Raw genomic sequence first — 26,480 nt, forward strand, 5'->3', positions numbered from 1 at the left:
TTGAGCTCACTCGCCATCATCGGAACCGGAATTGCCGGTATGAGTTGCGGATATTTTCTGCACAAAAAGTATGACATTACCGTGTTTGAACAAGCAGGTTATGCAGGCGGACATACCAATACGATTTCAGTGGATGAAAACGGATCGCCCGTGTATTTCGACACCGGATTTATGGTGTTTAACCACATCACCTATCCCCTGCTCACAAATTTGTTTCGTGAACTGAATGTGGATACTAAACCCACCAGCATGTCGTTTAGTGTACAACATACAGAAAGCGGGCTTGAGTATTGCGGATCAGGATTGAACGGATTGTTTGCACAGCGCAAGAACCTGCTCAGTGTGCGGTTTATTAAAATGCTCATGCAGATTTCGCGATTCAACAGCGAGAGCGTGAAACTGCTCGAACGCAGCGAAACCAGCCACCTGAGTATCGCCGAATTTTGCAGCAGACTCGGTCTGGGCGATGATTTTTTGCAGAAATACCTCATTCCCATGAGCGGTGCAGTATGGTCAACCCCGCCTGATAAAATGCTGCACTTCCCGGCATACACGCTGGTTCGCTTTTTTCATAACCACGGCTTTCTGGGGTTGCACACACAGCATCAGTGGTACACTGTTGCCGGCGGGAGCAGAATGTACCGCGATAAAATTATTGCGCCTTACAAAGACCGGCTTCGCCTGAATGATGCCGTTGTGGCTGTAACACGCCTCGAAAACGGCAAAGCCGAAGTGCGCACACAAAGCGGCCATACGCAAACATTCGACAAAGTTATTCTTGCCTGCCATGCCGATCAGGCATTACGCATGCTGCAAAATCCCACTGAGCAAGAAAAACGGCTGCTTAGTTGTTTCCGCTACCAGCCCAACCGCGCCATCGTACATACCGACGAAACGGTGATGCCACGCACGCGCCGCGCCTGGTCATCATGGAATTACCGCATTGGCCAAAACCTTGTGCCTTCAACCATCTACTGGATGAACAGCCTGCAGGGCGTATCGGAAAAGCAGAATTACTTCGTGTCAATTAATGGCGCCGATGCCATTAACCCCAAAAAAATCATCACTGAAATCGACTACGAGCATCCGCTTTTTGATGTGGCCGCACAACAGGCGCAGACCGAATTAACCCAATTAAATGGAAAAGACTGCATTTACTTTTGTGGAAGTTATTTCAGATATGGATTTCACGAAGACGCCCTGCTTTCTGCTGATTCACTGTGCAAAATGTTAATCCGGAAAACTGATTACGCGAATATGAATACGTAAGAAGTTCACGTATCTGGGTTTTGAGAATGCCAGAATCGCCATAGATTAGCTTTTGAAATCATTTTTATACTAACCTCATTTCTCATGCAATTCAAACTACTCACTTTTTTATACTGCTTGCCTTTTGCAGCGTAAAAAGCGGATTTTCACAAACTATAAACAGATCAAATTCCTCCCTGTGGGGAAACGGATGCTTTTCAACGTCCGCAACTGCCTCAAGCTGGATTACGACCGAATGTCCCACATGTACACCGTATGTGGACTCTGTAGATTATTCGTTCGACTTTGGTGATGCTACACCACCCGTTCTCACTTCTACTCCGGTTTATCCGGGCTATCTGAACCTCTCAAATTACAGTTCCGCGTTTATCAATCACACCTATTCAAATCCGGGAGCCTATACAGTAACCGTTATTGCCCGCTTCCCGAACAATGTTACAGACACGGCAGTGTGGGTAAACGGAATTACACTTACCACCACCTGCAACAACCTTACCGGCACTGTATTTCGCGATAATAACAGTAATTGTGTGTATGATGTTGGCGATATACCGGTAGCTTGTACACTAAAAGTGTGGGTCAATGATTATGACGCATCTCAGTACATGGGCACCAATATGGTTAGCGGACAATATACAGGCTCCGTACTTCAGGGAATAAATTATAAAATTCAGCCTGAAATATGGCAGACCATGAGTTACATTGTACCTCCGTTATCCTGTGGCCTTACCGATTCTTTTCCTTTTACCGCTTCCGCAACTAATACCATCGACTTCCCGATTAAAGACACAACTGCGTTTTTCAATCATTATGTAGATGACTCGGCGGCTGTTACCTGTTTCAATACTAACAACGGTGTTGCATTCATTCGCGGTGCTACTGTCTATTATACCGATGTGGCCTCGCCGGTTTTTCAGGTTCAGGTATTTTTTGGCGACGGCCACGATACCATTGCCCCGGCATACGCATATAACACACCACCGTTTTTCCCCATCACCTATGGTTTTTACCACCAGTACCAATCGGCTGGCACATACAGTGTAATGGCAATAATTACCGAATTAACATCCGGAATTACAGATACTGTATTTTCACAAAATCTTGTGGAGCTAAGCGACTCCTGCGGCTCAGTATCTGGACATATATTCGACGATCTGGATTTATCATGCACCTTTAACACGGGAGAAGAAATCAGCTATATAGCCAGTGTTTCGGTTTATCAAAACAATGTTTTCCTTACTGCCGATTTTACTGATGCAAACGGATTTTATTCATTGGATCTTCCGCCGGGCACTTATGATCTTGATGTAAGCAATCTTGTTTATAACCTGGGCTATTCAATGTCGTGTGCCCAAAGTTTCACAACTACAATTACAATCCCCCCCAGCACAAATCTTACACAGGATTTTGCGGTGGTCTGCAATCAAACATCTGTTGATTTTAGTACCGGTATCACAGCATGGTCATTCAGACCGGGAACAATCCGAAGCCTTTACACATCGGTACTGGTTGCAAGTTGTAATGCGGCGAGTGGCACTGCAACACTGATACTTGATCCGCTGGTTAGTTTTGTAAGTTCATGCGATTCATCGTTTACGCCCACCATAAATGGAAATGTACTGACATGGCCGTTAACCACTACACAAACGTTTAACTGGAACAGTTTCTGGGATTGCTTTTTACTGCTTACAGACAGCAGTGCACAAATTGGCGACTCACTCTGCTTTACATTTTACTTTACACCCAATGTACCCGACTCCAATCCGCAAAACGACACCATACACATGTGTTATCCGGTCATAAACTCTTATGATCCGAATATCAAAGAAGTAAACGTGCCCGGTATGTTTGCCAATGGCGATGTACTCAATAACCGTACACATGACTATACGGTGCACTTTCAGAATACCGGTAATGATGTGGCGTACAATATCTTTATTCTCGACACACTCGACAATAACCTGAACCCGGCTACACTACAGATTCTGGGAAGCAGCCACACCATGGAAGTGGATTATCTGCAGGGCAATGTATTGAAGTTTAATTTCAACAATATAAATCTGCCCGACAGCAACAGCAATGAACCACTAAGTCATGGATGGTTGCGCTACACCATTGCACAGGATCCCAACCTGGCTGCTGGTTCAGTAATTGAGAACACCGCATACATTTATTTCGACATCAACCCGGCAATTATTACCAATACTACGGTAAATACAATTGTAAATCCAACGGGGCTACCGGTGCAGACCGCAGTCAACACTGAAGTCTATCCGGTGCCCGCCAGCGAATTTGTTCAGGTTAACCTCAGCACTCCCGTTTCCGGCAGCCTCACTCTTTTCAATATGCTTGGTCAACCCGTTGTTGTGCTCCCGCTAAACGGCCAGACTGCAATGGTAGATGTACGCAGTCTCCCGGCCGGAGTTTATCAACTGCAAATTCAGACTGCACATAAAGTTGTAAGCAAACCCGTTGTTATCAGGCATTAATTAACTACAAGCATTATCAGAGAGGAGGCTGTTTCAACGATTGAAACAGCCTCCTCTTTTTTGTCCAACATTTGTATAGGACTATTCTTTACACCTCAGTTAAATCAATCTACAAGACAATTTTTAGAATTAAGCACTCCTCCAAACGCAAAGCGCATATATTTCGTAAATCTGACTTTAGAATAATCAATCATTGAAATGCTTCTGGCTCCTCTCAAAAATAACAGTATTCTTTAAATACTCTTACTTCACCTATCTTTATACATTATATGCAATCCTGTCTGTACCGCGCTACTGTAATGCATAACCGGCTGGAACCGAAAAAACATCGGTTTCACTACGGGCTGTTCTTTTTTTATCTTAATCTGGACACGTTAGATCAGGAACTTTCACGTATTCCCATTATCAGCAGAAACCGGTTTAATCTATTCGGATTTTATGACCGCGATCACATACAGGCCGATGAAAAAAAACCTCTGCCTCTGCGCGAATCATTTAACAATTGGTTACTGCAACAGGGCGTGAATGAATTACCGGCTCAGGTAATGTTGCTCACTCATCTGCGTGTGCTTGGCTATGTGTTTAATCCGGTTTCGTTTTATTATTGTTTTAATGAAACCGGAGCGCCTTTATATGTTGTTGCAGAGGTTCGGAATACATTTCATGAAATGAAACTGTATTTGCTTGACTGCTCCAATTTCAACGGCAAGTGCTTCAACAAAAGACAACCGAAGTATTTTTATGTATCCCCATTTATTGAACATGACGCAGAATTTGACTTTTCACTTTTTGTGCCTTCGGAAAAACTGAACATACGGATAGATGACTATTCAAAAGACCGACGCATTTTTATAAGTACGCTCACCGGCATTCAAAAGCCGCTGAGTACATTGCGGCTTCTTGGTTTCGGACTACGGTTTCCCTTTATCACCTTGCAGGTTATTACACTTATCCACTGGCATGCACTGAGGCTCTGGTTCAAAAAAATCCGCTTCTTCCGTAAAGCCGAACATGCAGATTTGCAGCGGGAAGTGATGCGGCCTTACAGGAAAGACCATTAATTGTGGTCCACCTGTGCATCGGATTTTTTTGCAATTCCTGTTATTTCCTAAATTTACCTATGCTTTTCCGCCTTACACTCCTTCTGCTGTTGCTTACAACACTTGGCTCGTGCTTTCATAAAGATGTAATGGAAGATCGCGCTGACGATATTAAATGCGTGTTGCTTTATCACGATAACTCGGGGGCGCGTATCATTGCGCGCGAAGAAATTTTCCAGGCCACCAGTAAATCGTCGGGTGGTGGAATGACCCGTATTTCGGGATATTCTGAATATCGTCTTTCTGCCTACGACGTGGCTACGGGTAAACTCCTTGCACGGGTTGAACTTGGCGAAGGCATGGAAGAAAGTGAATGCCTTGTACTGGGCATTGCCGATCAAAAAATCTGGCTATTCAGCATGAATCCCGAACTTGGCTTTCACAGCCGGAGTCCGAAAACGCTGGAAATAATTGAAACCCAAACTCAACTTGCCGCTACAGCTCCGTTTACCGGCTTTAAATTTGCCGTATGCGAATGGTCTCAAATCAACCGGCACTACGGAATGAGTGTGGATCAAAAAAATGTAATGCTTTCTGACATTGCCGGCTTTCGTTACGCATTCGACCCAAAAGCCAAAACGCTCCGGCAAACTACCGAAGAGATTATGTGCAACGACAGCTGGTCATCATCGAACAGCATAACCAACAATTCGCTGCGCCTTTCAAAAGAGGAAACGGTTAGTCTTTCAGGTGAACCAAGACGCTTCGTAGAATATCAATATAAGCCTACCGGTTTCAAAAACTCATACTTAAAAGGCGAATTCCTGATGGTTACTGATCTTATGCATCTTGCGGCATTACGGTCAAAAGAAATCGCTGCAATTGACCATGAAACAGATTCTCTCACGCAAATTATCCGCCAGCTCAGACAGCAGTTTCCGCGCCTGACAGACGAATCGGGCTGGTTCAGCGAAATGAGTAACGACGAACGGGATGCTTACCGCCAAATTGACAATATAAAGCGCGATACTACGGAGCTGATGCGAAACAAAAGAGACATCAACAGCAATTCATCCTCCTACATGCGCTACACTGCCCTTATGAATGGCCGTAATGCATTTATCATGCACAGTGCAGACGTAACAGACACCAGCAAACTCATGCTCACTTCGCTGGAAATTGCTGATAAAAGTTCGTACCGCGAAAAGTGGACTACCCGTTTGAACCGCTACTATTTCAATCCCGACAAAGCGGATGCTGCAGGTGCTTTTGAAACTGTTTTTTCGGATGGAAATCCGGAATTCCGCTTTCGCTGGTTCGAAATAGCTGACGATAAACTTATCGTGATCAGTCAGCTCCAGATGTGCTGTATTGATTTGAATACGGGACGGATTTTGTGGGATAATGACTTGTAATTTCCTGCCTGAAATCTGTCAGAGCCTTTTTCGCGTAAATTGACGCAAACCTGAATATGTCGCAAGCTACTGCCTATCCTGCTGCCCGTGGTTCGTTTTACGAGCGCACAGTTCTTGAACTGCTTATGCGTATGTCGCGCGGACGGCTCGAATTACAGCTGCCCTCGGGAGAGGAATTACGCATTGGCGACGGCACAGGCGGCATACATGCCCGCGCCGAAATCAAAGACCCGGATTTTTTCCGCCGCTGCCTGCTGTATGGCGATATTGGTTTTGGGGAAACGTATGTGGACGGGCTCTGGAACACGCCCGATATTACGGCTGTAATTTCGTGGATGCTGCTTAATATTGACAATGCGCCTACCGTTTCGGGCAGCAGTGCCAAGGGTACGGTGCTTAACATACTTCGTTTCTGGAACCGCATTACACATCGCCGCCGGAAGAACAGCAAAGCGGGCTCACAGCGAAACATCAGCGAACATTACGACCTGAGTAACGATTTTTTTGCTGCCTGGCTTGACCGGTCCATGACCTATTCAAGTGCATATTTCGAACGCGAAGGGATGACACTTGATGAAGCCCAGCAGGCAAAATATGCGCGGCTCAGTGCATTGCTGCATCTCCGCCCCGAACATCACGTGCTTGAAATTGGCAGCGGATGGGGCGGAAACGCCATTTACATGGCCAGTACATTTGGCTGTAAAGTTACCAGCATCACCATTTCGAAAGAACAGCAGCAACTTGCACAACAACGGGTAAATGCAGCCGGACTGACACACCTGGTGGAGATACGGCTTGAAGATTACCGCAACATCAAAGGCAGTTTCGACCGCATTGTGAGTATTGAAATGCTTGAGGCCGTGGGTGCCGAGTTTTTTGAGCCCTACTTTGCCCAGTGTCACAAACTGCTGAAAAAAGACGGACTTCTCGCACTTCAGGTGATCACCTGCCCCGATTCGCGGTTTGAAGAATTGCGCACAGGAGTGGACTGGATTCAGAAACATATTTTCCCCGGCTCGCTGCTGCCCTCGCTGGGCGCCATGAACAATGCAATAAACCGCACCGGCGATATGACACTGCTCGATGTAAAAGATCTCGGCAAACATTACGCAAAAACACTGGCGCTTTGGCGAAACAATTTTAACACCGCGCAAGACAAAATAAAAACGCTGGGCTTTGATGATCGCTTTGCCCGCAAATGGAACTACTACCTCTGCTATTGCGAAGCGGCGTTTGCGATGCGCAACATTAACGTGCTGCAACTTCTTTACAGCAGGCCCAACAATTTATCCTATTAATCTCATCATTCACCCCACGCAATTCACACATGGCGGTATTGCGGCTGCGCACCATCATTTCGCGCGCATTGAAAATATCAAACGATGAGGCCGATTTAATTATCGGAGCCGGACGTGTGCGGGTAAGCGGGAATGCATTGCCCCCTTCGGCCAAAATTGAGCCTCACCAGCAAATTACACTCGATGGCAATGTGCTGCGCGAAGAAACCAATTTCACCTACCTGCTTTTTCACAAACCGCGTGGTGTGGAATGTACGCTCAACAAAAATATTGCTGACAATCTCCTCACCGCATTTCACTTTCCCGAAAGGCTTTACCCCGTTGGGCGTCTCGACAAGGAATCGGAAGGCTTGCTGCTTATGACCAACAATGGCACAGTATTTAAGCACATTGCATGGAGTGAAATGAATAAGGAGAAAGAGTACGTGGTGCAGGTAAATGCGCCGGTAAGTCCTGCGTTCTTACAGCAAATGGCCGCAGGCGTTGAAATTATGGGGAAACTTACGCGGCCCGCACTCACATTCCCGGTCGAAAATGCCCCTCAGCAATTCCGGATTATCCTTACACAAGGCCTCAACCGTCAGATCAGGCGCATGTGCCGGAAACTCGGTTACGAAGTAACCCTGCTCAAACGCATACGCATTATGCACCTGCAGCTTACAGGTATTGCACCCGGACAGTGGAGGCACCTCACACCGGAAGAAAAAAACCGGCTGTTGCGCGAACTTGAAATTGAATTATAACTACGCTTACTTTTTGCGCATCAGAATGGCAATGGGTACGCCGTTGAAGTCGAACTCGTCGCGGAGTTTGTTTTCAAGGAAACGTTTGTACGGATCTTTTACATACTGCGGCAAGTTGCAGAAAAACGCAAACATGGGCGTTTTGGTGGGCAGCTGCATCACGTATTTAATTTTCACGTACTTGCCTTTGAGTGAGGGCGGAGGCTGGTTTTCGATAATGGGCAGCAGTATTTCGTTGAGCTTCGAAGTGGCGATGCGGCGGCTCCGGTTTTCGTAAACTTTCATACCAATTTCGAGTGCTTTGAGCACGCGCTGCTTGGTAGTAGCCGAGATAAAAAGAATAGGTACATCGCGGAAAGGCGCAAGTTTCTGGCGAATGGTTTCTTCAAACGTTTTTGACGTTTTGGTGTCTTTTTCTACCAGATCCCACTTGTTAACCAGTATAGCCACCCCTTTGTTGTTTTTGATGGCGAGGTGGAAAATATTCATATCCTGCGCTTCGAGGCCTTGTGTGGCATCAATCATCAGCAGGCATACATCGCAGTCTTCTACGGCACGCAGGGTGCGCATTACCGAGTAGAACTCAAGATCTTCGTGTACTTTGCTTTTCTTGCGCAAACCGGCTGTATCAATCAGGCGCACGTCAAAGCCAAAACCGGTAAAGCGGGTATCAATGGCATCGCGGGTGGTGCCGGCAATGTCGGTTACAATGTGGCGGTTTTCGCCGATGAGCGCGTTTACAAACGATGATTTGCCCACGTTGGGACGCCCCACAATAGCTAAGCGGGGCAGATTATCCTGCTCTTCTTCGGGTTCAGGCCCAAGCTGCGCCACAAGTTCGTCGAGCAGTTCGCCCGTACCCGAGCCGTTAATGCCCGAAATACTGTACGGATCGCCGAGTCCGAGGCTGTAGAACTCGGCCGAAAGGGCCAGACGTTCGGGTGTATCCACTTTGTTGGTAACCAGCAAAGCGGGCTTTTTGCTGCGGCGAATCAAATCGGCCACGGCTTCGTCGAGCGGGGTAATGCCCTCCACGGCATCCACCACAAAAAGCAGAATGGCCGCTTCTTCGATAGCGATTTTTACCTGACGGCGGATTTCGTCTTCAAAAATATCGTCGGAGCCTTGAACATAGCCGCCCGTATCCACCAGCGAGAACCGGCGGCCATTCCACTCGGCATGACCATAATGACGATCGCGGGTTACGCCGGCAGTGGGATCGACAATAGCCTGACGCGATCCGGTGAGGCGGTTAAAGATGGTTGACTTGCCCACATTGGGGCGGCCTACTATGGCCACAAGATTCGACATGGCCGCAAAGGTAACGTAAAACGGGCAATGCTTACCGCGGCAGGTAGCCGTATGCCTTCAAACGCCGCTCACTGTCGCGCCAGTCCTTGTCCACTTTCACATGCATTTCCAGAAATACCTTCTTTTGAAGAAACTCCTCCATCGCAAGCCGGGCGCGGGTCCCAAGTTCTTTTATGGCCTTGCCCTGGTGTCCGATAATGATTGCTTTCTGCGTTTCACGCATCGTATAAATCTGTGCACGGATGCGGATAATTTGTTCAGTTTCCTTGAATTCCTCCACCACCACCTCTATCGAATAGGGTATTTCCTTGTCGTAAATCTCCAACGCCTTACCGCGGATTATTTCTGATACAAAGAAACGCTCGGGGCGGTCGGTAAGTTCATCTTTCGGATAATAGGCCGGATGCTCGGGCAGCAGCTCCAGGATGCGGGCCAGAACTTGCTCCACATGAATACCTTTAAGTGCCGAAAGTGTAAATATTTCCGCCCGTGGCAATTCAGTTTTCCAGTGGGCAATTGCGGCATTCACCTGTTCGTCGCTAACCGCATCAATTTTATTGAGCAGCAAAAGCAAGGGTGCCTTACCGTTTACTATACGTTTATAATATTCTTCCGGAAAAGGTTCATCATCGGTAAGATCTACCATAAACAGCAGCACATCGGCGTCGGAAATAGCCGTACCCACAAACTGCATCATGCCTTCGTGCATTTTGTAGCGCGGACGAAGCATGCCGGGCGTATCGGAATACACAATCTGGTAATCATCGGCGTTAACAATACCCAGAATACGGTGGCGGGTTGTTTGTGCTTTGGGGGTAATAATAGAAAGACGTTCACCCACCAGCACATTCATCAGCGTGCTCTTCCCGGCATTGGGGTTGCCTACAATATTTACAAATCCGGCTTTATGCATGCCGCAAAGGTAAGAAACCCTGCTGCAAATCAATTCCTGCGTTCGGCACGAAGCTGTTCTACCACCGCTTTACCAAAAACACAAATCCCGCTGTTCAGCACAACAAGCGCAAGCGTTCCGTACCAAAACCAGCTGCCTCCGCCCGATCTGACAAAACCGGCATCAATAGCCATACTCACCCCCGCTCCGATCAAACAAAGCCCGAATGGGGCCCAAAAATGGTGCTTTTTCATAGATATTTTACTTTTTTGGAATCCTTTGTGACAAATACCACGTTTTTTAGCTTAGAAAAAAAGCATAAGTTTTCAACAGATCAAGCTTAGCACACAAAACGACACTCAACACATTCACTGTAATGAAAACCCTCTATTTACAGCAATTTCCCCAGTAAACGAAGGTTCACAATGCATCAATTTTCTGTGAATGCGATTACTGGTAAACCCTTATTTAATAGAAAAAACAACGATTAGATAGTATTACTATTGTTTTATGATTATTTTTGTAGTGATTACCGCCCGGTAATCGAAAAAGGTTTGATGCATTTAAGGGGTTAGGTGCATCAACCATCTTCTCGGAACAGCGCGTTTAAGGGGTTAGACGCGCTGTTTCATTTTTTATATCCGGTTCGTCTCAGGCAAATGTCTTCCCCTCATTACTTATTTATGCCGGATTTAACAATCAACCCCAACCCTCAAGCGGGCTGTCTGTAATATTGTAAAAAGGGATTGAGTTAAACCAATTGCACAGATAGAGAAGAATGCACCTCTGCATATCATTACAAACGAAAGCAAGTGAATGCGCATAACCTGCCACAAACCCGCTTCATGAATGAAGAATCCCGACAGTAAGTATTGAACCTGTTCAGGGATTGTACGTAATTTCCAGCGCACCACTCTTTTCTTTGGTGGATACCAGCGTTACATTTCGCCGCTTGTCTTTGGTGCGCACCTCCACTGCTGCGGTATTGGGCGGACGTGTACCAAGATTTTCGGCACGCATTACCACATAATTCTGTCCGGGCTTGAGCTTAACTTTCACTACTTTTTTACGGCGTTTGAGTGTATAGTCAGAAAGTACCACTTCGCCATTCACGATAAGCGTTATTCGGTCGCCGTCTATTTCGTTTTTATCCCACACTGCAATTTCAATTTCCTGTTCGCCGCTGGTCATTTGTCCCTGCACGTCGAGGTTCATACCTGTAGTATCTACGGTGGCAAGGAAGGTGGTATCCGGCTTTTCTGTTTTCTCGGGCCGGGGTTTGGGTTCGGGCAGCTCATAATTAAATGAATAGCGAATACTGAAGTTGAGCGAACCGCCGAGATACTTCAACTGACCTTTCCCTACCGATACATTGCCTTCATAAAACTCATATTCCTCGGTGTATGTATGTTTAAACGGCACATGTACCGCCACGCCAAAATCGAGCATCCGGCTGCGGTCGAAGGCAAAATTGCGCATACCGAATTCGGCACTGATCATAAAACTTTGCGGATTATAGGCAATAATGCGCGATACCATGCCGCGGCCGTTTTCGCGCCAATCTTCCACGTATCCGAGTTCAATTTTACGATCGAAATTACGGTGGAAATTGGTTTGACTGAAACCGAGCCGGCTGTAGAGGAACTGTTCCCCATCGCCTGTACTCGTATTTCCACGATACCACGAAAACTCAACACCCACGCCATATTTCAGGTACCGGTCGGTTTGCAGCCAGCCGCCAAATGTATCGCCCTGCACAGAAAATGTAAAGGGCGGATCAAACGAATAACAAATGCGGTTGGCCTGTACTTCGGCAAAAAAACCGGTGTAGCTTTTGCTTATTCCGTTACGCCTGATGTAACCTCCCGTAAGCCCGGCGGTTGAATTGGTAAGCAGTGAAAAATGCGCCCTGCCGTTGTTATCAATCACAGAACCCACTACCGGGTTGAGTGTGCGGCTGTAATGCCGGTTGCCGCTGATTTTTGTCATTGGCGAGGGTGCCCAGCCAAAAATTCCCACGTTGGCTCCACCGGTAATATAATGTTCGCGCGTTTGCGCAAATACATTGGTGAAATAAAATGCCGGGAGCAGGAATAAAATAAAATACCGGTAAAGTTTCATGTCTCAAAATGTGTTGCCTTATGTAAAGATACAACGAAGTTTATTGCTGGTGTGAGGCTGCCCGGGATTGAATGCCGGATTGACTATACCGGAAAAAAATCAACAGAACTACTTTACACTGCCAGTAAACAAAGGCCATCTGATGAATCTGCAGGCTGGTAAAGTATTTCGGTTAAAAAGTATGCCCTGCATTTTCCGGTAACGCATATACGGTCTTTTTATTATTGCAAAAAACCTCTGCAATGAAAACAAAAGCAATCATTTCACAACGAAGCGGCCAGAATGAAAAAATAACAGGGCCGGTATTCAGCAAAACCAAACTGAGTAAACTGGCTTTGCCGGTATTGCGCGAAATGCCGCAAGGCTTTCTTACCGAACTGGATACACAACAGGTGAGCACCATTGAAAAACTGGGCTACCGCGTACAACTCCTGCCCGATGTGCACCTGATGCGCATTGGCAATTACACCATTAATACTGCCGATACAAAGAAAAGTACGGCACTGCCAAAGGAACTTGCACTTACTAAAACGGCGCTCCAGAACTGGACACACTACCTCGTGCAATTTGTGGCGCCGCCAGTACAAACCTGGATCAAAGGAGTGGAAGCACTGGGCATTAATGTAATTGAGAAAATGGGCGAGTGCGGTTTGTTTGTCACTGCTAATGCCGCTACCATTGCACGCCTGAAAGAACTTGACACCATTGCGTGGTGGGGACCGTTTGAACCCGCTTACCGTGTGCAGCCGGAATTGCTGAAAATGAAGGGTAAAATAAAGTATCTCGGCATTGCAGTAATGGGCAGCACTGCAATAACTGAAGTACGGAAAATAATTACAGACAAAAAAGCCAAAATTGTTCTTGAAACACTACCCAACACAGTACAGGGCAATCACTATCATGTATTTCGTGTTTTGGGCGATGCCCTGCTTGTGCAAACTCTTGCATTAAATCCTGATGTAAGATGGATTGAATATGATGATGACCCGGTAGGAACCGATGAACGCACTGCTTCAATTACTGCCGAGGCGCTGAACAACGTAGCGGCTCCGAATACGGCACCGGTTACCGGATTCAACAATAAACTCAATGAATTCGGACTAACCGGCGGAACCGGCGTAATCATTTCTGTTTGCGACAGTGGTATTGATACGCACGATCTGAACCCGGGAAATCCTACAATACATGCCGATATACGTGGCCGTTTTGTATTTTTTAATGATGTAACTGCTGGAAATGTAACCACAGATACGAATGGACATGGCACGCATGTAGCCGGCATCATTGCTGGTAACGGTGCAACAGGCGATACCGACCCTCAAGGCTTTATTCTCGGACAGGGAATTGCACCCGAAGCACAACTCGGAAGTGTAAATGCCATCGACACGGGTGCAAGCACAACTGTTACCCAACGCATTCAGGCATCAGGCAACAATGGTGCGGTAATAATGAATAACAGCTGGGGAAGTACAAGTATTAACAACAACTACGACAGCCGATGCCGCGAGGTGGATTCAGGCACACGCGACGGCAACTCGAATACCGCTGGAAACCAACCTCTTTGTATAGTGTTTGCATCAGGCAATGCAGGTGATAGTGCAAACAGTACACTGCTTTCGCCCGATGCTGCCAAAAACAGTATTGTGGTTGGAAATTCGTTAAACAGCAGAGCCGGTGAAGGCTTCCCGTCTGATGATATACGCGGCATCAATCCGTCATCCGGTCGCGGGCCTTCGGCCGACGGAAGGATTTTCCCTACTGTAATTGCACCCGGAACTGATATTGTGTCAACCCGTTCATCGGCAAGCACCAACAGTCAATATTCCGACACAGGTGGCACGGCACATGCACAACACACATCAAAAACAGGTACATCAATGGCTGCACCAGTTGTTTCGGGTCTTGCAGCTCTTTTTACCGAATGGTGGAGAAACAGAACCGGAGGTGTAAATCCTTCTCCGGCTCTGGCGAAAGCGGCAATTGTAAATGCAGCAATTGATGTATCGGGCGGACAAAACTGGAAGCGACTTAACAATTCTTCCAGCCCTAACGATACAGCCAGCTGGGTAAATCACTCGGGCAGCATTTACCGCAGGCCCCTGCCCTACGCCCCAGCTCAATTACTTTTCGGGAATACTGCCATGACTCAGCAAGCCAGTTTAATTAACGTAACAGGAGCAGGCCAGTGGTTTTATGATAATGCAGCACAAATTTTATATGTATGGCTGAGTGGAAATGCAAACCCCGGAAGTGGTTCGTCAGTCGTAGGCTCGGTAAATGCACTTCATCCGGTTGCTGTTGCCGCCATTCCCAACAACGATCAGGGCTGGGGCCGTGTGAGCCTTGAAAACATGCTGATCCAAACGACCGACCGGGGGCCAAAAATTTTCTTCGACCGCAATACTGCCGATGTGGTGTTTACCGCAAACGGCCAATCGTATGTGCGCGAAATTGTAGTGGTTGACCACAATAAACCATTGCGCATTACTATGGCCTACTCCGATTGTCCCGGTGCAGCCAATGCAAATCCGGCACTGGTAAACAACCTGAATCTCGAAGTTGAGGAAATTTTACCCGACGGCACAACCGGCCTGCTTTATCTGGGTAATACGTTTAATGCCGCCGGATTTTCTGTAACCGGCGGTGCAGCCGATGCGCGCAACAACCTGGAATGCGTGTATATTCAAAACCCGATAAGCCGCTACCGCATGCGGATTGTAGCCACGAGCGTTACATTCAATGCACAGCCTCCGTTTACCAATGCAACGCCGTGGCAGGATTTTGCATATGTAATTGACAATGCCATACGTACGGTTGAAAACCCGGTGTGTGTGGTGCCTGTGCTCGACCGCTCAGGAAGTATGATTTCGTATGGTTATGTAGATACCACACGCGTTACCACCAAAAACTTTATCGACCTCATGTCGGTAAATGATTCAACCGCTGTGGTGAGCTTTGGCAGCACGGCAGTAAACGAGTATCACAATGCCGGCAATATTGTACAGATTGTAAGCAACACCGAAAAAGACAATGCAAAGAATGCTGTTGATGCGATTGCCTTTGGTGGTTGCACCTACATGGGACAAGGTCTGCAAAACGGGCGTGCGTTGCTGAATACAGGTCCGGCCGATCAGGAAAAAGCCATTGTGCTGCTTAGCGACGGATATGACAATGGCGGCTGCAATTCGGCCAATCCAACCGCACTGAGTATTGTAAGTGCGGGCTGGCCTGCAAACATGCCGGTTTACACCTGTGCAATGGGGGCCGCTGCCGATGCAGTGAGCCTGCAGGAAATTGCCACACGTACAAACGGCCGCTATTACATGATGCCTGAGATTGAAGACCTTGGCGAAATTTACAACTACATTCGCGGTCAGGTTGCCGATACCGACGAAAGCATCATCACAAACACATCGGCGTTTGCATCTTACGCCACAGTAAAATCATTTGTAGAAAAAGGAGCTAAATGTGTAACGTTCTCCGTAAACTGGTTTACCGAGGCACTGAAGTTTACACCACACGCGCCTAAAAGCACAAGTCAGATTTCGGTGCGGCTTATCGATCCGAAAGGTCGCAAGGTACACCCGCAATCTACACTCGTTGCACGCACAGTGGGTAAAAGTTATGTAGTGCTCCGCATCGAAGAACCGGCCGCCGGCAACTGGACCATTGAAGTGGAAACCACACTTAAAACGCACACCCGCTTTACCGTAGGCGGATTTGTTAAATCACCAATCAAGCTCTACATACCCAATAGTGTGCAGCTCATGAAAGCCGGAACCAGCTTCAATCTTGTATCACAATTGCTTTACGGAGACACCGCCTTTTCTGCCGGCAACTTCAAAGTAAACCTGAATATACCGGCAGGCAACGTAAAGGCATTGCTTCAGAAATATGCAGCCGAACTCAAAAAAATTGATCCGGGCAAAATCGACAAAGATGCCAATGCCGATTTCCGCAAACTTCAACTTCTCAATGCCGAGTATATTAAAGCAGGGAAACCGGGCATTTTCAGTGCCGGCTCCGAAACAATTCCTACCATTACCTATTCATCGCTAAAAGAAAAAGTAAACAACACAACCCTGCCCGAGTTGCTCAAAGCATCAGGCCAGAAATTACCTAAACTGGTCAACGGCCCTGTGTTTAACACCTCTTTTACCTTACGCAACACCGGTACATACAATGCTGTGATCAACATCAGCGGTACCACACCCGACAATTTCACTCGTTTTGTACGTAAAGATCTTATCTCGGTAGTGGCTGTATAATTGAAAGCACAAAAGAGTGGCGGATTCAAAAATGAATCCGCCACTCTTTTGTAAGTGTACTTATTAATTAGTTAGCCGGGAAAACAACACCCGTGTATTTTGTAGCATCAACCTGCGGAATGGTTGAATTGTATTTGAGATTGATTGCTTTGATAAATTCATTGCAAAGCAACGCATTTCCGCGCGGAGTAAGATGTACACCATCGAGCGAGAAGCCGCCGCCCGAAACAAATGTGGTTGTTACTTCAACGCCGTTATATACAATACTTGTGCGGGCTGCACCAAGGAATGCGTTTACATCCACAAAGGCAAGACCTTTTGCATCGGCCACGTTGCGAAGTTTTACATTGTATGCGGCCACTGCTGCATTGATGGGCGCAATTTCACCGGCATCAAGTACATAGCGGTCGGGAATGGGGCGTGTAGAACCCCAGCCGGCGCACTTGAGCGAATCCTGCGGTACAGAAAGCAGTACAAGTTCGCCCTGCTGAATCTGGCGGAAACCCGCAGGTGCAGCAGCGTCTTCAATGATAAATCCATTGGCACCGGCTGTAAACGTAATGCCCAGCGCAGCATAGGCCGCAGAAAGCTGAGCGGCCGAAGTCGCATCAAGGGTTAACCCATTCCACGGCACTGTAGTAAAATAAGGAATTGAAGTAATGTCGGGCACATTACCAATTACACCCTGCGCACCATTGGCGGTCATTGTATTTACAGTAAGGTCAATAGACGCATCAAAACCCACACCTGCCGGACCAGCCGAAGGCGTTACCGCACCTGTAGTTCCGCCCGAAAGCGCATAACCAAGCACATCGTTGTTACCGATAAACAGCGAGAAGAAAGTAGGATTCTGCGCGGCGGCATACGACATCATTGATGAATTCGCCGGATCGTCTGTAAAACGGGTGAAGAACGGGTTGAACAATCCGGGACCATTAGCCGGATTACCAAAGCCGGGATATACTACCTCAATTGCACGCGCACCGGGCACACCTACACAGTTGTACGGGCCGTTTGCAGCAATGCTGTTGAGGAAAATATTGACATCGCCACTGGCAGCAACGGGTACCGGAGCAAGACCGGTAATGCCGCGGCAGTCGGTTGCATAACCCAATTTAAGCGGCGCATTCAGCGATCCGCCCACACCTACCGATGTTTCGGGGACATACGGCATTTTAAATTCGCCGCCGCCCACCAGCTTAAGTTGCTCTGCAAGCAGGTTGGCATATGATACCTGCTGGCCTTTGTAGTAAAGACCATTATCGGCATAACCGGCAGTAATTGAGTTTCCGATGGCCACATATTTTGCAGCATTCAGGTTGCCTTTGTCGGGCGTTATTTCGTCAAACTCGGGTTTGCATGATTGCACGAGTACTGCGCTGCTCAACAGCACAAGCGAAAATGTTTTCAACTGTTTCATCTGGGCAGGCATTAAAAGTGATACGATACGGAAAGACCGGGAATGTTTGCATACGTTTTAAACGTTCCGTCGAGGTTACTTTCCAGGTTTTTGTCTTTTCGGCTGAGCTGGGTGAATGTGAATGAAGCATCCACACTCAGGTGCTCACCAATGTTATAACCCAAACCAGCGGTAAGGTTCAGACGGTTTGCATCTGTACTTTCGGGTGTAACGTAGCCATCCTGAATCGGAGAAATGGCATAACCCGCACCCGCGCGAAGCATGAACGATTGTGTAAGCGCATACTGCGCACCGAGGCGAAATGCAAACGAACTTTCATACATACGTGCCGATTTGGTGTCTTCGAGCGATGAGGTGTTGGTGGCATAATCGAAAGCAAGTGTATCGTATGCACTCCAGTCGCCGAAATTAAAATCAAACGCCAGTTTGAGTTTGTCGGAAGCCTTATAACCTACACCCAGCGAAATAATTTGCGGAAGCGGCAGTGTGGCAGAGAAAGTACCGTCGGGGAAATTTGCATCAAGCGACGGCGGTACGGTAAATGTAGCCGTACCATCAGTTACTTTCATTTTCACAGCCGAACGATAGGTAAGACCAAGCGAAAGTTTTTCAGTGGCCTGAAAATAAAGACCTGCATTGAATCCATAGCCAAGTGCACTTCCGTCGAGTTCGGCATGTGAATAGTCTGTACCATTGAACACAGGTATATCGCGCTGCAGATTTACTTTACCCGGAGCAATTACAAAACCGGCACCGAAACCAATTTTATCGGTGATTTTGTAGCTTACTGTAGGCTGAATAAAAATAGTTTGAAGCTGAAGTTGTGTAAGAATGAAACGGCCTGTCCAGCCATCTTCCCAGCTAACTGTGCTTCCGAAAGGCGTATAGGCACCAAGACCGAATTTGAGTTTGCTTTCGGGCATACCGTAAACGGCATAAGCGGCAAACGGCGTGCCTACGGGCGAATTGGTACGGTAAACTGCATTTGTGTTGGCATCCTGAAAAGCAGTATTCCCGATAGTGGCGCTGGCACCGGCAGTGATGTGATTTTTTTCGAGAAAAGAAATACTGCCCGGGTTAAAGAAAACAGCAGCCCCGTCCATCGGCAGCGCAGTTCCGGCGCTACCCATAGCCTGTTGCTTTTGTCCCTGCAGGTTTACCTGAAAGCCCTGTGCCGAAACACAGCCCGCTAAACCTGCCCCCAGCCATAATGCTGTTGTAAGGAGTTGTTTTTTCATTTGTGTGTAGTTTTGGTATTGGTGGTTAATGTGCAATATATTGAATACAATCAATACATTTCACACAGTACTAAGGTTTATTTATGAATTATTTTGCAGTGCGCACTTTGACCCACGATTTTATTTGCCAGTTGATGGTTCCGGTACAAATGTGTACTTCGTTTTCATCATACACATCCACCACAAACTCATTGAACACACTTTCGGCCTGCTGAAGCGGGTTCAGAATTTCCTTTTCAATCCATTCGTGCGAAAGCCGGAATCTGGCTTTCACAGCTGTTTTTGCCTGATAGTGATAAGTCATTTGCAGACTTTTCATCACAATGCGGTATTCTTTCGGATTGAGATTCATTAGCAGGCAAAGTCCGCAAACATACTCGCAGAGTGTGGCCAGCGCACAGGCGTGAATGCCGCCTACGTGATTTTTGTTGGCGCGGATAAACGGCATCATCATAAGCACTTCATCATCGGTTAGTGCTGTTATCTGAGGACGATGCGTTTTGTTGAACGGCACAACCCGCCATAAGGCAAAATTGAGCAGCTTCCTGTAAAAGGCCGATGTTTTTGCTTTGCGAATGAGTTGTGCCGTATCCATTGTTATTCAGTTTCAGTGTATGCTTCGCTGCGTGGCAGGGTGTGAAACTGCGAGCGAAGCTGTTCGGGAATGGCGGTGAGCTTGCGGTGACGCGTATCCAGCCACGCTCCGTCGGTATTTATCTGCGCAGCTTTTACACCATCGTTGCGGTAAATTTCCTGTATAAACGACCAGCGTGAACCGTCGCTGCGCATGCTGCGTATTTCGCAGGTTACCGAAAGCGTATCGCCCGGATGCACTTCGCGCAGGTAAATCAGTTCCTCACGAAAAAGAATCGGTCCGATATGATGCTCACGAAATGTTTCTTCAGTAATACCAATACTTTTCAGTGCCTCAATACGTGCCTGCGCCCCAAAATCGGCGTAAGCCGAATGGCGGAGATGCCGGTTGGAATCAACCTGCGACCATAGCACCTGGCTCTGGAAGAAAACACGTTTACCGTTCATACTTAAAAGCAATAACGGTTTTCGGCAATGAGTTTCTGTGCCACAAGCTGCCGTGCTTCCTTCACATTAAACGGCTGCTGCTTAGTGAAACGGCGCAAGCCCATAAGCATCATACGCAGTTCATCGCCTTCGGCAAAGCTGTTAAGCGCATCACGGCCCGAAAGCGAAATAATATCAGCCGCACGGCTGATGTACACACGCATCATGGCTATCTGCTCCTTGCAGGCATCAGCACCACGCATGCTCACCAGTTTCTCCGTGCGCAGCAATACTGATTCGGCCACATAGGTTTCAATACCCATGTCGGCAATATTCATAAGTATTTCCTGCTCTTTGCTGAGCGACATCATCAGCTTCTGCACGGCCGAACCGGCTACCATAAGCACTGCCTTTTTGAAATTGGCCACCATTACTTTCTCAGCAGCAAACAAAGTTTCATCAGGCTCGCTGAAATCGGGAATGCTCATCAGTTCGGCAGCCACAGCCTGTGCCGGGCCCATCAGATCAAGCTCGCCTTTCATGGCGCGCTTGAGCAGCATATCCACAATAAGCAGGCGGTTGATTTCATTTGTGCCTTCAAAAATCCGATTGATACGGGCATCACGATACGCACGATCCATAGGCGCTTCGGCACTGTAGCCCATACCGCCGTAAATCTGCACACCTTCATCCACCACATAGTCGAGTACTTCCGAAGCGTGTACTTTCAGCAGCGCCGCTTCCACAGCAAACTGCTCAATGCCTTTCAGCTTTGCTTTTGCATCATCCATGCCCGAAGCCTTGAGTGCTGCAATTGCATCTTCCATATTTTGCGAAGCACGATACGTTGCACTTTCAGACGCAAATGTGCGGATAGCCTGCTCGGCTAGTTTGAACCGTATTGCACCATATTTTGAAATCGGACGGCCAAACTGCTGACGTTCGTTTGCATATTGCACACCATGTGTAACAACTGCTTTGCAACCACCAAGCGATGCACCGGCAAGCTTAATACGACCAATGTTCAGGATATTTACAGCAATCTTAAAACCATTACCGCGCTCTGAAAGCAGATTTTCAACCGGCACCATACAATCGTTGAAAAACACCTGACGGGTAGAACTTCCCTTGATGCCCATCTTGTGTTCTTCGGGATTCAATGTAATACCGCCAAAAGATTTTTCCACGATGAATGCAGAAAGATTTTCATCATCATCAATCTTTGCGAATACAGTAAAAATTTCTGCAAAACCACCGTTGGTGATCCACATCTTCTGACCGTTCAGTATATAATGCTTCCCGTCGGCCGAAAGTTTTGCCGAAGTTTTTCCGCTGTTGGCATCCGAACCGCTTCCAGGCTCAGTTAAGCAGTAGCAGGCCTTCCATTCGCCCGAAGCCATTTTCGGAACATACTTTTTCTTCTGCTCCTCATTGCCATAATACAATACCGGAAGAATACCGATACCTGTATGCGCAGCAATTGAAACAGCTATTGAATGCCCTGTACCAATAACTTCTGTTGTGAGCATTGAAGTCACAAAATCGGCACCCATTCCGCCGTATTCTTCGGGTACCGAAATACCAAGAATACCCAGTTCGCCCGCTTTATCAAGAATTGAAGGCACCAGCCCTTCTTCCTGATTGTCGATGCGGTCTAAAAAAGGATATACTTCCTGCGCGATGAAATCTTCACAGGTCTTTTTCATCATCAGTTGCTCCTCGTTCCACTGCTCGGGAATGAAAATATCCTGTGCCGGTGTTTCTTTAATCAGAAACTCGCCGCCTTTGGTTGAATTGGTTGCCATAATAAAAGTAATTACAGTTATAAATGTGATTATGATTAAAGGAGTTCGAATACACCTGCCGCACCCTGACCGGTGCCTACGCACATAGTAACAACTCCGTATTTTTTATTCTGGCGGCGCAGCTCGTTGAAAAGCTGCACCGAAAGTTTGGCGCCGCTGCAGCCGAGCGGGTGGCCAAGCGAAATAGCACCGCCGTTTACATTGATCTTTGACGGATCAAGTTCGAGGCCGCGGATAACAGCCAGCGACTGTGAAGCGAAAGCTTCATTAAGCTCAAACAGATCAATGTCGGAGGCTTTGAGTCCGGCCTTTTCAAGTGCTTTCGGGATGGCATACAGCGGCCCGATACCCATGATGCGCGGAGGCACCCCGGCCAGCGCATGCGATACGAGGCGGGCAATGGGTTTAAGATTGTGCTGCTTGAGGAAACGCTCGCTTACCACCATTACAAACGCAGCACCGTCGCTGGTTTGCGAGGAATTGCCGGCGGTTACCGAACCATCAGCTGCGAATACCGGTTTGAGTTTGGCCAATGCTTCGATAGATGTATCGGCACGCGGGCCTTCGTCGGTATCGGCAATGTATTCGCGGGTTTTGCGCTTTTCATTCGCATCGAGATAGGTTTCGGTAATTGTTACCGGTACAATCTCATCTTTGAATTTACCCGAGCTGATTGCAGCAATTGCTTTCTGGTGCGAATTAAATCCAAACGCATCCTGATCCTCGCGCGATACATTGTATTCTTTGGCCACCGCTTCGGCAGTGAGACCCATGCCCCAATACCAGTCGGCATGCGCTTTGGCTATCTGCGGATTTGGAATTACGCGCCAGCCACCCATCGGGATCAGGCTCATGCTTTCCACGCCGCCGGCCACAATACAGTCGGCCATACCGGCGTGAATTTTTGCGCTTGCAATGGCAATGGTTTCCAGCCCCGATGCGCAGTAGCGGTTTACGGTCTGGCCGGGCACCTTGTCGGTATCCAGCGCAAGCAGCGAAATGAGCCTGCCCACGTTGAGGCCGTGTTCGGCTTCGGGCATGGCATTGCCCACAATTACATCTTCAATGAGGTTGTTGTCGAAGCCGGGAATAGAATTCACCAGATGGCGGATTACCACGGCGGCAAGATCATCAGGCCGGTAGAAACGAAACATGCCACGTGGTGCTTTGCCCACGGCTGTGCGGAAACCGGCTACGATATATGCATTCATCGGAATACTGTTTTAATGCGTTAATTGCGAAGTACTTTGCCGCCGCTTACAATGCTTTGCAGGCGTTCGAGTGTTTTGCGTTCAGTACAGAGCTGCAAGAATGTTTCGCGCTCCAGATCGAGCAGGTATTGCTCAGATACAAGCGTGGGCTGTGAAAGATTTCCGCCTGCAAGTACGTAGCCAAGCTTTTCGGAAATTTTCTGATCATGCTCGCTGATGTAGTTGCCGCTGCGCATGGTGTTTGCGCCCACATACACCAGACCAAGTGCCTGCTGTCCGAGCACGCGTATATCTTTGCGCCGGGCAGGCATGGTGTAGCCTTCATCAGCAAGGCGCAGGCACTCGGCTTTGGCTTCGGCCAGCTGCCTGCTGCGCGATACCACCACACGGTCAATTCCTTTGCGGAAAATACCGAGGTCGAATGCTTCGTGTGCAGAGGTGGCTACTTTGGCCTGGCCAATGGTGAGGAATTTTTCGCGGAAGGTATTCAGTTCCACATCACCTTCGCGCAGGGCATCGCTCAGACGCACGGCAAACTCTTTGGTACCGCCGCCGCCGGGAATTACACCTACACCAAATTCAACCAGACCAATATATGTTTCGGCGTGAGCCACCACCGCATCGGCATGCAAACAAATTTCGCAGCCGCCGCCCAGCGTAAGGTTGTGCGGCGCCACCACTACCGGTATGGATGAATAGCGGATACGCATAGTGGTGTTCTGAAACATGCGCACAGCCATGTTCAGTTCGTCCCACTCCTGCTCTACCGCCAGCATAAAGATCATGCCCACGTTTGCGCCTGCCGAGAAGTTTGCCCCTTCGTTGCTGATTACAAGTCCGCGATAGTCTTTCTCGGCAATATCAATGGCCTTGTTAATGCCCGAAAGCACTTCGCCGCCAATGGTATTCATTTTTGTATGGAATTCACAATTCAGAATACCATCGCCGAGATCGGTAAGGGTTACACCCGCATTTTTCCATACCGTGCGTGTGCTGCGGATATTTTCGAGTGAAATGAAATTTTCGGTGCCCGGAATTGTTTTATATGATTTAGACGGAATGTCGTAATACTTTTTCGCCCCGTCTTCTACCTTATAAAACGTATCACAACCGGCAGCAAGCATTTCAGTAACCCATGCCGCCGGTGCTTTTCCGGACTGCGTCATAAGTTCGGCAGCCTGTTTTACGCCAATGGCATCCCAATATTCAAACGGGCCGAGTTCCCAGGCAAATCCGGCTTTCAGCGCATCATCAATTTTGTAAAGTTCGTCGGAAATTTCGGGAATGCGGTTTGATACGTATTGGAACAACCCGGCAAAGGTGGCACGGTAAAAATCGCCGGCTTTGTCTTTTCCGCTTACCAGTATTTTGATTCTGTCGCGGAGGTTTTCAATGGGTTTGGTTTGTTCTAATGTAGCAAACTTTACTTTTTGCGAAGGCTTGTACTCGAGCGTTTCGAGGTCGAGCGCATGAATTTCTGATTTGCCTGCGCCTTTTACTTTTTTGTAAAAGCCTTGGCCGGTTTTATCGCCCAGCCATTTCTGCTCAATCATTTTCTGCAAAAATGCAGGCAGCACAAAAAGGTCTTTTGCTTCGTCGTTTGGGCAATTCTGCGTAAGGCCGTTGGCCACCATGACCAGCGTATCAAGCCCCACCACATCGGCCGTGCGGAAAGTGGCCGACTTGGGGCGGCCCAGCACAGGGCCGGTGAGTTTATCAATTTCCTCAACTGTGAGTTTCATTTGCTGCGCAATGTGCAGCGTGGCCATCATACCGAATACGCCTACGCGGTTGGCGATAAAGGCCGGCGTGTCTTTACAGAGCACGGTGGTTTTGCCGAGGAATTGCTCGCCGTAATTCATCAGGAAGGAAACCACATCGGCACTGGTGTGCGGGGTGGGAATAATTTCGAGCAGACGCAGGTAGCGCGGCGGGTTGAAGAAGTGAGTACCGCAGAAATGCGCTTTAAAATCGTCGCTGCGACCCTCGGTCATGAGGTGAATGGGAATGCCCGAGGTGTTTGACGTAATGAGTGTGCCGGGCTTGCGGAACTGCTCTACTTTTTCGAACACCGTTTTTTTGATGGCGAGATTTTCAACCACCACTTCAATCACCCAGTCGCAGGCTGCAATTTTCGGCATATCATCGTCGAAATTGCCTGTAGTGATGCGTGCGGCAAACGACTTGTGATAAATGGGCGAAGGGTTTGACTTGAGGGCAAACTGCAGTGCGTCGTTTACAATACGGTTGCGCACGGCTTTGCTTTCGAGCGTGAGTCCTTTGGCTTTTTCGGCATCGTTTGGCTCTTTAGGTACAATATCAAGCAGCAGCACTTCGCAGCCGATATTGGCAAAGTGACAGGCAATGCGGGATCCCATAACCCCGGAGCCGAGCACGGCTATTTTATGAATATTGCGCTTCATTGCTTCGTTCGGTTTGTATGTTTAGCCGGTAACGTTCTTCGGCAAATTCTGTGATCTGATCAATGGTTTTGAAGAAGGCCGCGATTTTGGCTGCGCCGATGCGCTTTTCAAGTTCGCGGTTAAACTCACGCACTACCTGCTTGGCTTCATTCTTTTGCTGAATACCTTTTTCGGTAAGGCGGATAAGTGTTTTGCGGCGGTCGTCCTTATCAGCCTCACGAATAATAAGTTCCTTTTCTTCGAGCGAATTGATAAGGCGGGTAAGCGAGGTTTGCTCCATGCCCAGCTGCGGGGCAATATCTGAAGCGTACGAACCCTCGGTACTGTCCACATTAAGCAGGAAGTGCGCCATGGCAATGGTTGCATCGCGCAAAGCCGCTTCGGCATTGTACATCCTGCTCACAACCTGCCAGGCTGTTTTAAGCTTCGAATCGACCGTTTCTGTATGTTTCTTTGACATAGCTTAAAACAATGTTAGGAAAAATTTTATTATGCACGCATAAAATTCTATTAAATT

18 protein-coding genes are annotated in these 26,480 nt (G+C 47.9%); 7 read left to right on the forward strand and 11 right to left on the reverse strand.

Annotation, left to right across the window (positions count from 1 at the left end):
- The 6 genes from IM638_06225 to IM638_06250 all read left to right on the forward strand — a co-directional run bounded on the left by IM638_06225 (position 1) and on the right by IM638_06250 (position 8,254).
- Entirely contained in the window at positions 1–1,269 is a 1,269-nt protein-coding gene (locus IM638_06225) for an FAD-dependent oxidoreductase (protein MCA6362615.1), read from the forward strand.
- Positions 1,270–1,526: 257 nt separating this feature from the next.
- Positions 1,527–3,758: a T9SS type A sorting domain-containing protein gene (locus tag IM638_06230; protein MCA6362616.1), complete on the forward strand. Its 2,232-nt coding sequence runs from the start codon at positions 1,527–1,529 to the stop codon at positions 3,756–3,758.
- Between the two features lie 269 nt (positions 3,759–4,027).
- Entirely contained in the window at positions 4,028–4,819 is a 792-nt protein-coding gene (locus IM638_06235; protein MCA6362617.1) for a DUF1365 domain-containing protein, read from the forward strand.
- A gap of 59 nt (positions 4,820–4,878) precedes the next feature.
- Positions 4,879–6,213 carry a hypothetical protein gene (locus IM638_06240; GenBank protein ID MCA6362618.1) on the forward strand — a complete coding sequence of 445 codons (1,335 nt, stop codon included), beginning with the start codon at positions 4,879–4,881 and terminating at the stop codon, positions 6,211–6,213.
- A gap of 56 nt (positions 6,214–6,269) precedes the next feature.
- Positions 6,270–7,511 (forward strand): class I SAM-dependent methyltransferase, encoded by a 1,242-nt coding sequence (locus tag IM638_06245; GenBank protein MCA6362619.1) that lies wholly within the window; start codon positions 6,270–6,272, stop codon positions 7,509–7,511.
- Between the two features lie 29 nt (positions 7,512–7,540).
- Positions 7,541–8,254: a pseudouridine synthase gene (locus tag IM638_06250; GenBank protein MCA6362620.1), complete on the forward strand. Its 714-nt coding sequence runs from the start codon at positions 7,541–7,543 to the stop codon at positions 8,252–8,254.
- A gap of 6 nt (positions 8,255–8,260) precedes the next feature.
- Here the strand turns inward: IM638_06250 and der are convergent, their stop codons facing one another.
- From der to IM638_06265, 3 genes are all read right to left on the reverse strand, one after another.
- Positions 8,261–9,565 carry a ribosome biogenesis GTPase Der gene (der, locus tag IM638_06255; protein ID MCA6362621.1) on the reverse strand — a complete coding sequence of 435 codons (1,305 nt, stop codon included), beginning with the start codon at positions 9,563–9,565 and terminating at the stop codon, positions 8,261–8,263.
- A 31-nt stretch (positions 9,566–9,596) separates the two neighbouring features.
- Positions 9,597–10,478, reverse strand: coding sequence for a GTPase Era (gene era, locus IM638_06260; GenBank protein MCA6362622.1), 882 nt, complete (start codon positions 10,476–10,478; stop codon positions 9,597–9,599).
- A gap of 861 nt (positions 10,479–11,339) precedes the next feature.
- Positions 11,340–12,578, reverse strand: a complete 1,239-nt coding sequence (locus IM638_06265; protein MCA6362623.1) for a hypothetical protein — start codon at positions 12,576–12,578, stop codon at positions 11,340–11,342.
- A gap of 242 nt (positions 12,579–12,820) precedes the next feature.
- On the opposite strand from IM638_06265, the gene IM638_06270 reads away from it, so the two are divergent.
- The gene (locus IM638_06270; protein ID MCA6362624.1) at positions 12,821–16,846 is read left to right on the forward strand and encodes a S8 family serine peptidase; all 4,026 of its coding nucleotides are present in this window, start codon (positions 12,821–12,823) and stop codon (positions 16,844–16,846) included.
- A gap of 67 nt (positions 16,847–16,913) precedes the next feature.
- Here IM638_06270 and IM638_06275 read toward each other — a convergent pair whose 3' ends face one another.
- The 8 genes from IM638_06275 to IM638_06310 form a co-directional block, all read right to left on the reverse strand.
- On the reverse strand, positions 16,914–18,266 hold the full coding sequence (locus IM638_06275; protein ID MCA6362625.1) for a hypothetical protein: 1,353 nt from the start codon (positions 18,264–18,266) through the stop codon (positions 16,914–16,916).
- Positions 18,267–18,277: 11 nt separating this feature from the next.
- Entirely contained in the window at positions 18,278–19,504 is a 1,227-nt protein-coding gene (locus tag IM638_06280; protein MCA6362626.1) for an outer membrane protein transport protein, read from the reverse strand.
- A gap of 88 nt (positions 19,505–19,592) precedes the next feature.
- The gene (locus IM638_06285; protein ID MCA6362627.1) at positions 19,593–20,099 is read right to left on the reverse strand and encodes a DUF4442 domain-containing protein; all 507 of its coding nucleotides are present in this window, start codon (positions 20,097–20,099) and stop codon (positions 19,593–19,595) included.
- A gap of 2 nt (positions 20,100–20,101) precedes the next feature.
- Positions 20,102–20,545 (reverse strand): thioesterase family protein, encoded by a 444-nt coding sequence (locus tag IM638_06290; protein MCA6362628.1) that lies wholly within the window; start codon positions 20,543–20,545, stop codon positions 20,102–20,104.
- Positions 20,546–20,547: 2 nt separating this feature from the next.
- Positions 20,548–22,329: an acyl-CoA dehydrogenase family protein gene (locus IM638_06295; protein ID MCA6362629.1), complete on the reverse strand. Its 1,782-nt coding sequence runs from the start codon at positions 22,327–22,329 to the stop codon at positions 20,548–20,550.
- A 35-nt stretch (positions 22,330–22,364) separates the two neighbouring features.
- Positions 22,365–23,540, reverse strand: coding sequence for an acetyl-CoA C-acyltransferase (locus IM638_06300; GenBank protein ID MCA6362630.1), 1,176 nt, complete (start codon positions 23,538–23,540; stop codon positions 22,365–22,367).
- A gap of 20 nt (positions 23,541–23,560) precedes the next feature.
- Positions 23,561–25,963 (reverse strand): 3-hydroxyacyl-CoA dehydrogenase/enoyl-CoA hydratase family protein, encoded by a 2,403-nt coding sequence (locus IM638_06305; protein ID MCA6362631.1) that lies wholly within the window; start codon positions 25,961–25,963, stop codon positions 23,561–23,563.
- Positions 25,944–26,423: a MarR family transcriptional regulator gene (locus IM638_06310; protein ID MCA6362632.1), complete on the reverse strand. Its 480-nt coding sequence runs from the start codon at positions 26,421–26,423 to the stop codon at positions 25,944–25,946. Before IM638_06310 ends, IM638_06305 begins: the two co-directional genes overlap by 20 nt.
- Between the last annotated feature and the right edge of the window lie 57 nt (positions 26,424–26,480).

The sequence above is a fragment of the Bacteroidota bacterium genome, assembly GCA_020402865.1.
Lineage (GTDB): Bacteria > Bacteroidota > Bacteroidia > Palsa-965 > Palsa-965.

Coding starts and splice junctions, on each gene's coding strand:
- IM638_06235 (MCA6362617.1), top strand. CDS start 4,028: ATGCAATCCTGTCTGTACCGCGCTACTGTAATGCATAACCGGCTGGAA.
- IM638_06240 (MCA6362618.1), top strand. CDS start 4,879: ATGCTTTTCCGCCTTACACTCCTTCTGCTGTTGCTTACAACACTTGGC.
- IM638_06245 (MCA6362619.1), top strand. CDS start 6,270: ATGTCGCAAGCTACTGCCTATCCTGCTGCCCGTGGTTCGTTTTACGAG.
- IM638_06250 (MCA6362620.1), top strand. CDS start 7,541: ATGGCGGTATTGCGGCTGCGCACCATCATTTCGCGCGCATTGAAAATA.
- der (MCA6362621.1), bottom strand. CDS start 9,565: ATGTCGAATCTTGTGGCCATAGTAGGCCGCCCCAATGTGGGCAAGTCA.
- era (MCA6362622.1), bottom strand. CDS start 10,478: ATGCATAAAGCCGGATTTGTAAATATTGTAGGCAACCCCAATGCCGGG.
- IM638_06265 (MCA6362623.1), bottom strand. CDS start 12,578: ATGAAACTTTACCGGTATTTTATTTTATTCCTGCTCCCGGCATTTTAT.
- IM638_06270 (MCA6362624.1), top strand. CDS start 12,821: ATGAAAACAAAAGCAATCATTTCACAACGAAGCGGCCAGAATGAAAAA.
- IM638_06275 (MCA6362625.1), bottom strand. CDS start 18,266: ATGAAACAGTTGAAAACATTTTCGCTTGTGCTGTTGAGCAGCGCAGTA.
- IM638_06280 (MCA6362626.1), bottom strand. CDS start 19,504: ATGAAAAAACAACTCCTTACAACAGCATTATGGCTGGGGGCAGGTTTA.
- IM638_06285 (MCA6362627.1), bottom strand. CDS start 20,099: ATGGATACGGCACAACTCATTCGCAAAGCAAAAACATCGGCCTTTTAC.
- IM638_06290 (MCA6362628.1), bottom strand. CDS start 20,545: ATGAACGGTAAACGTGTTTTCTTCCAGAGCCAGGTGCTATGGTCGCAG.
- IM638_06295 (MCA6362629.1), bottom strand. CDS start 22,329: ATGGCAACCAATTCAACCAAAGGCGGCGAGTTTCTGATTAAAGAAACA.
- IM638_06300 (MCA6362630.1), bottom strand. CDS start 23,540: ATGAATGCATATATCGTAGCCGGTTTCCGCACAGCCGTGGGCAAAGCA.
- IM638_06305 (MCA6362631.1), bottom strand. CDS start 25,963: ATGAAGCGCAATATTCATAAAATAGCCGTGCTCGGCTCCGGGGTTATG.
- IM638_06310 (MCA6362632.1), bottom strand. CDS start 26,423: ATGTCAAAGAAACATACAGAAACGGTCGATTCGAAGCTTAAAACAGCC.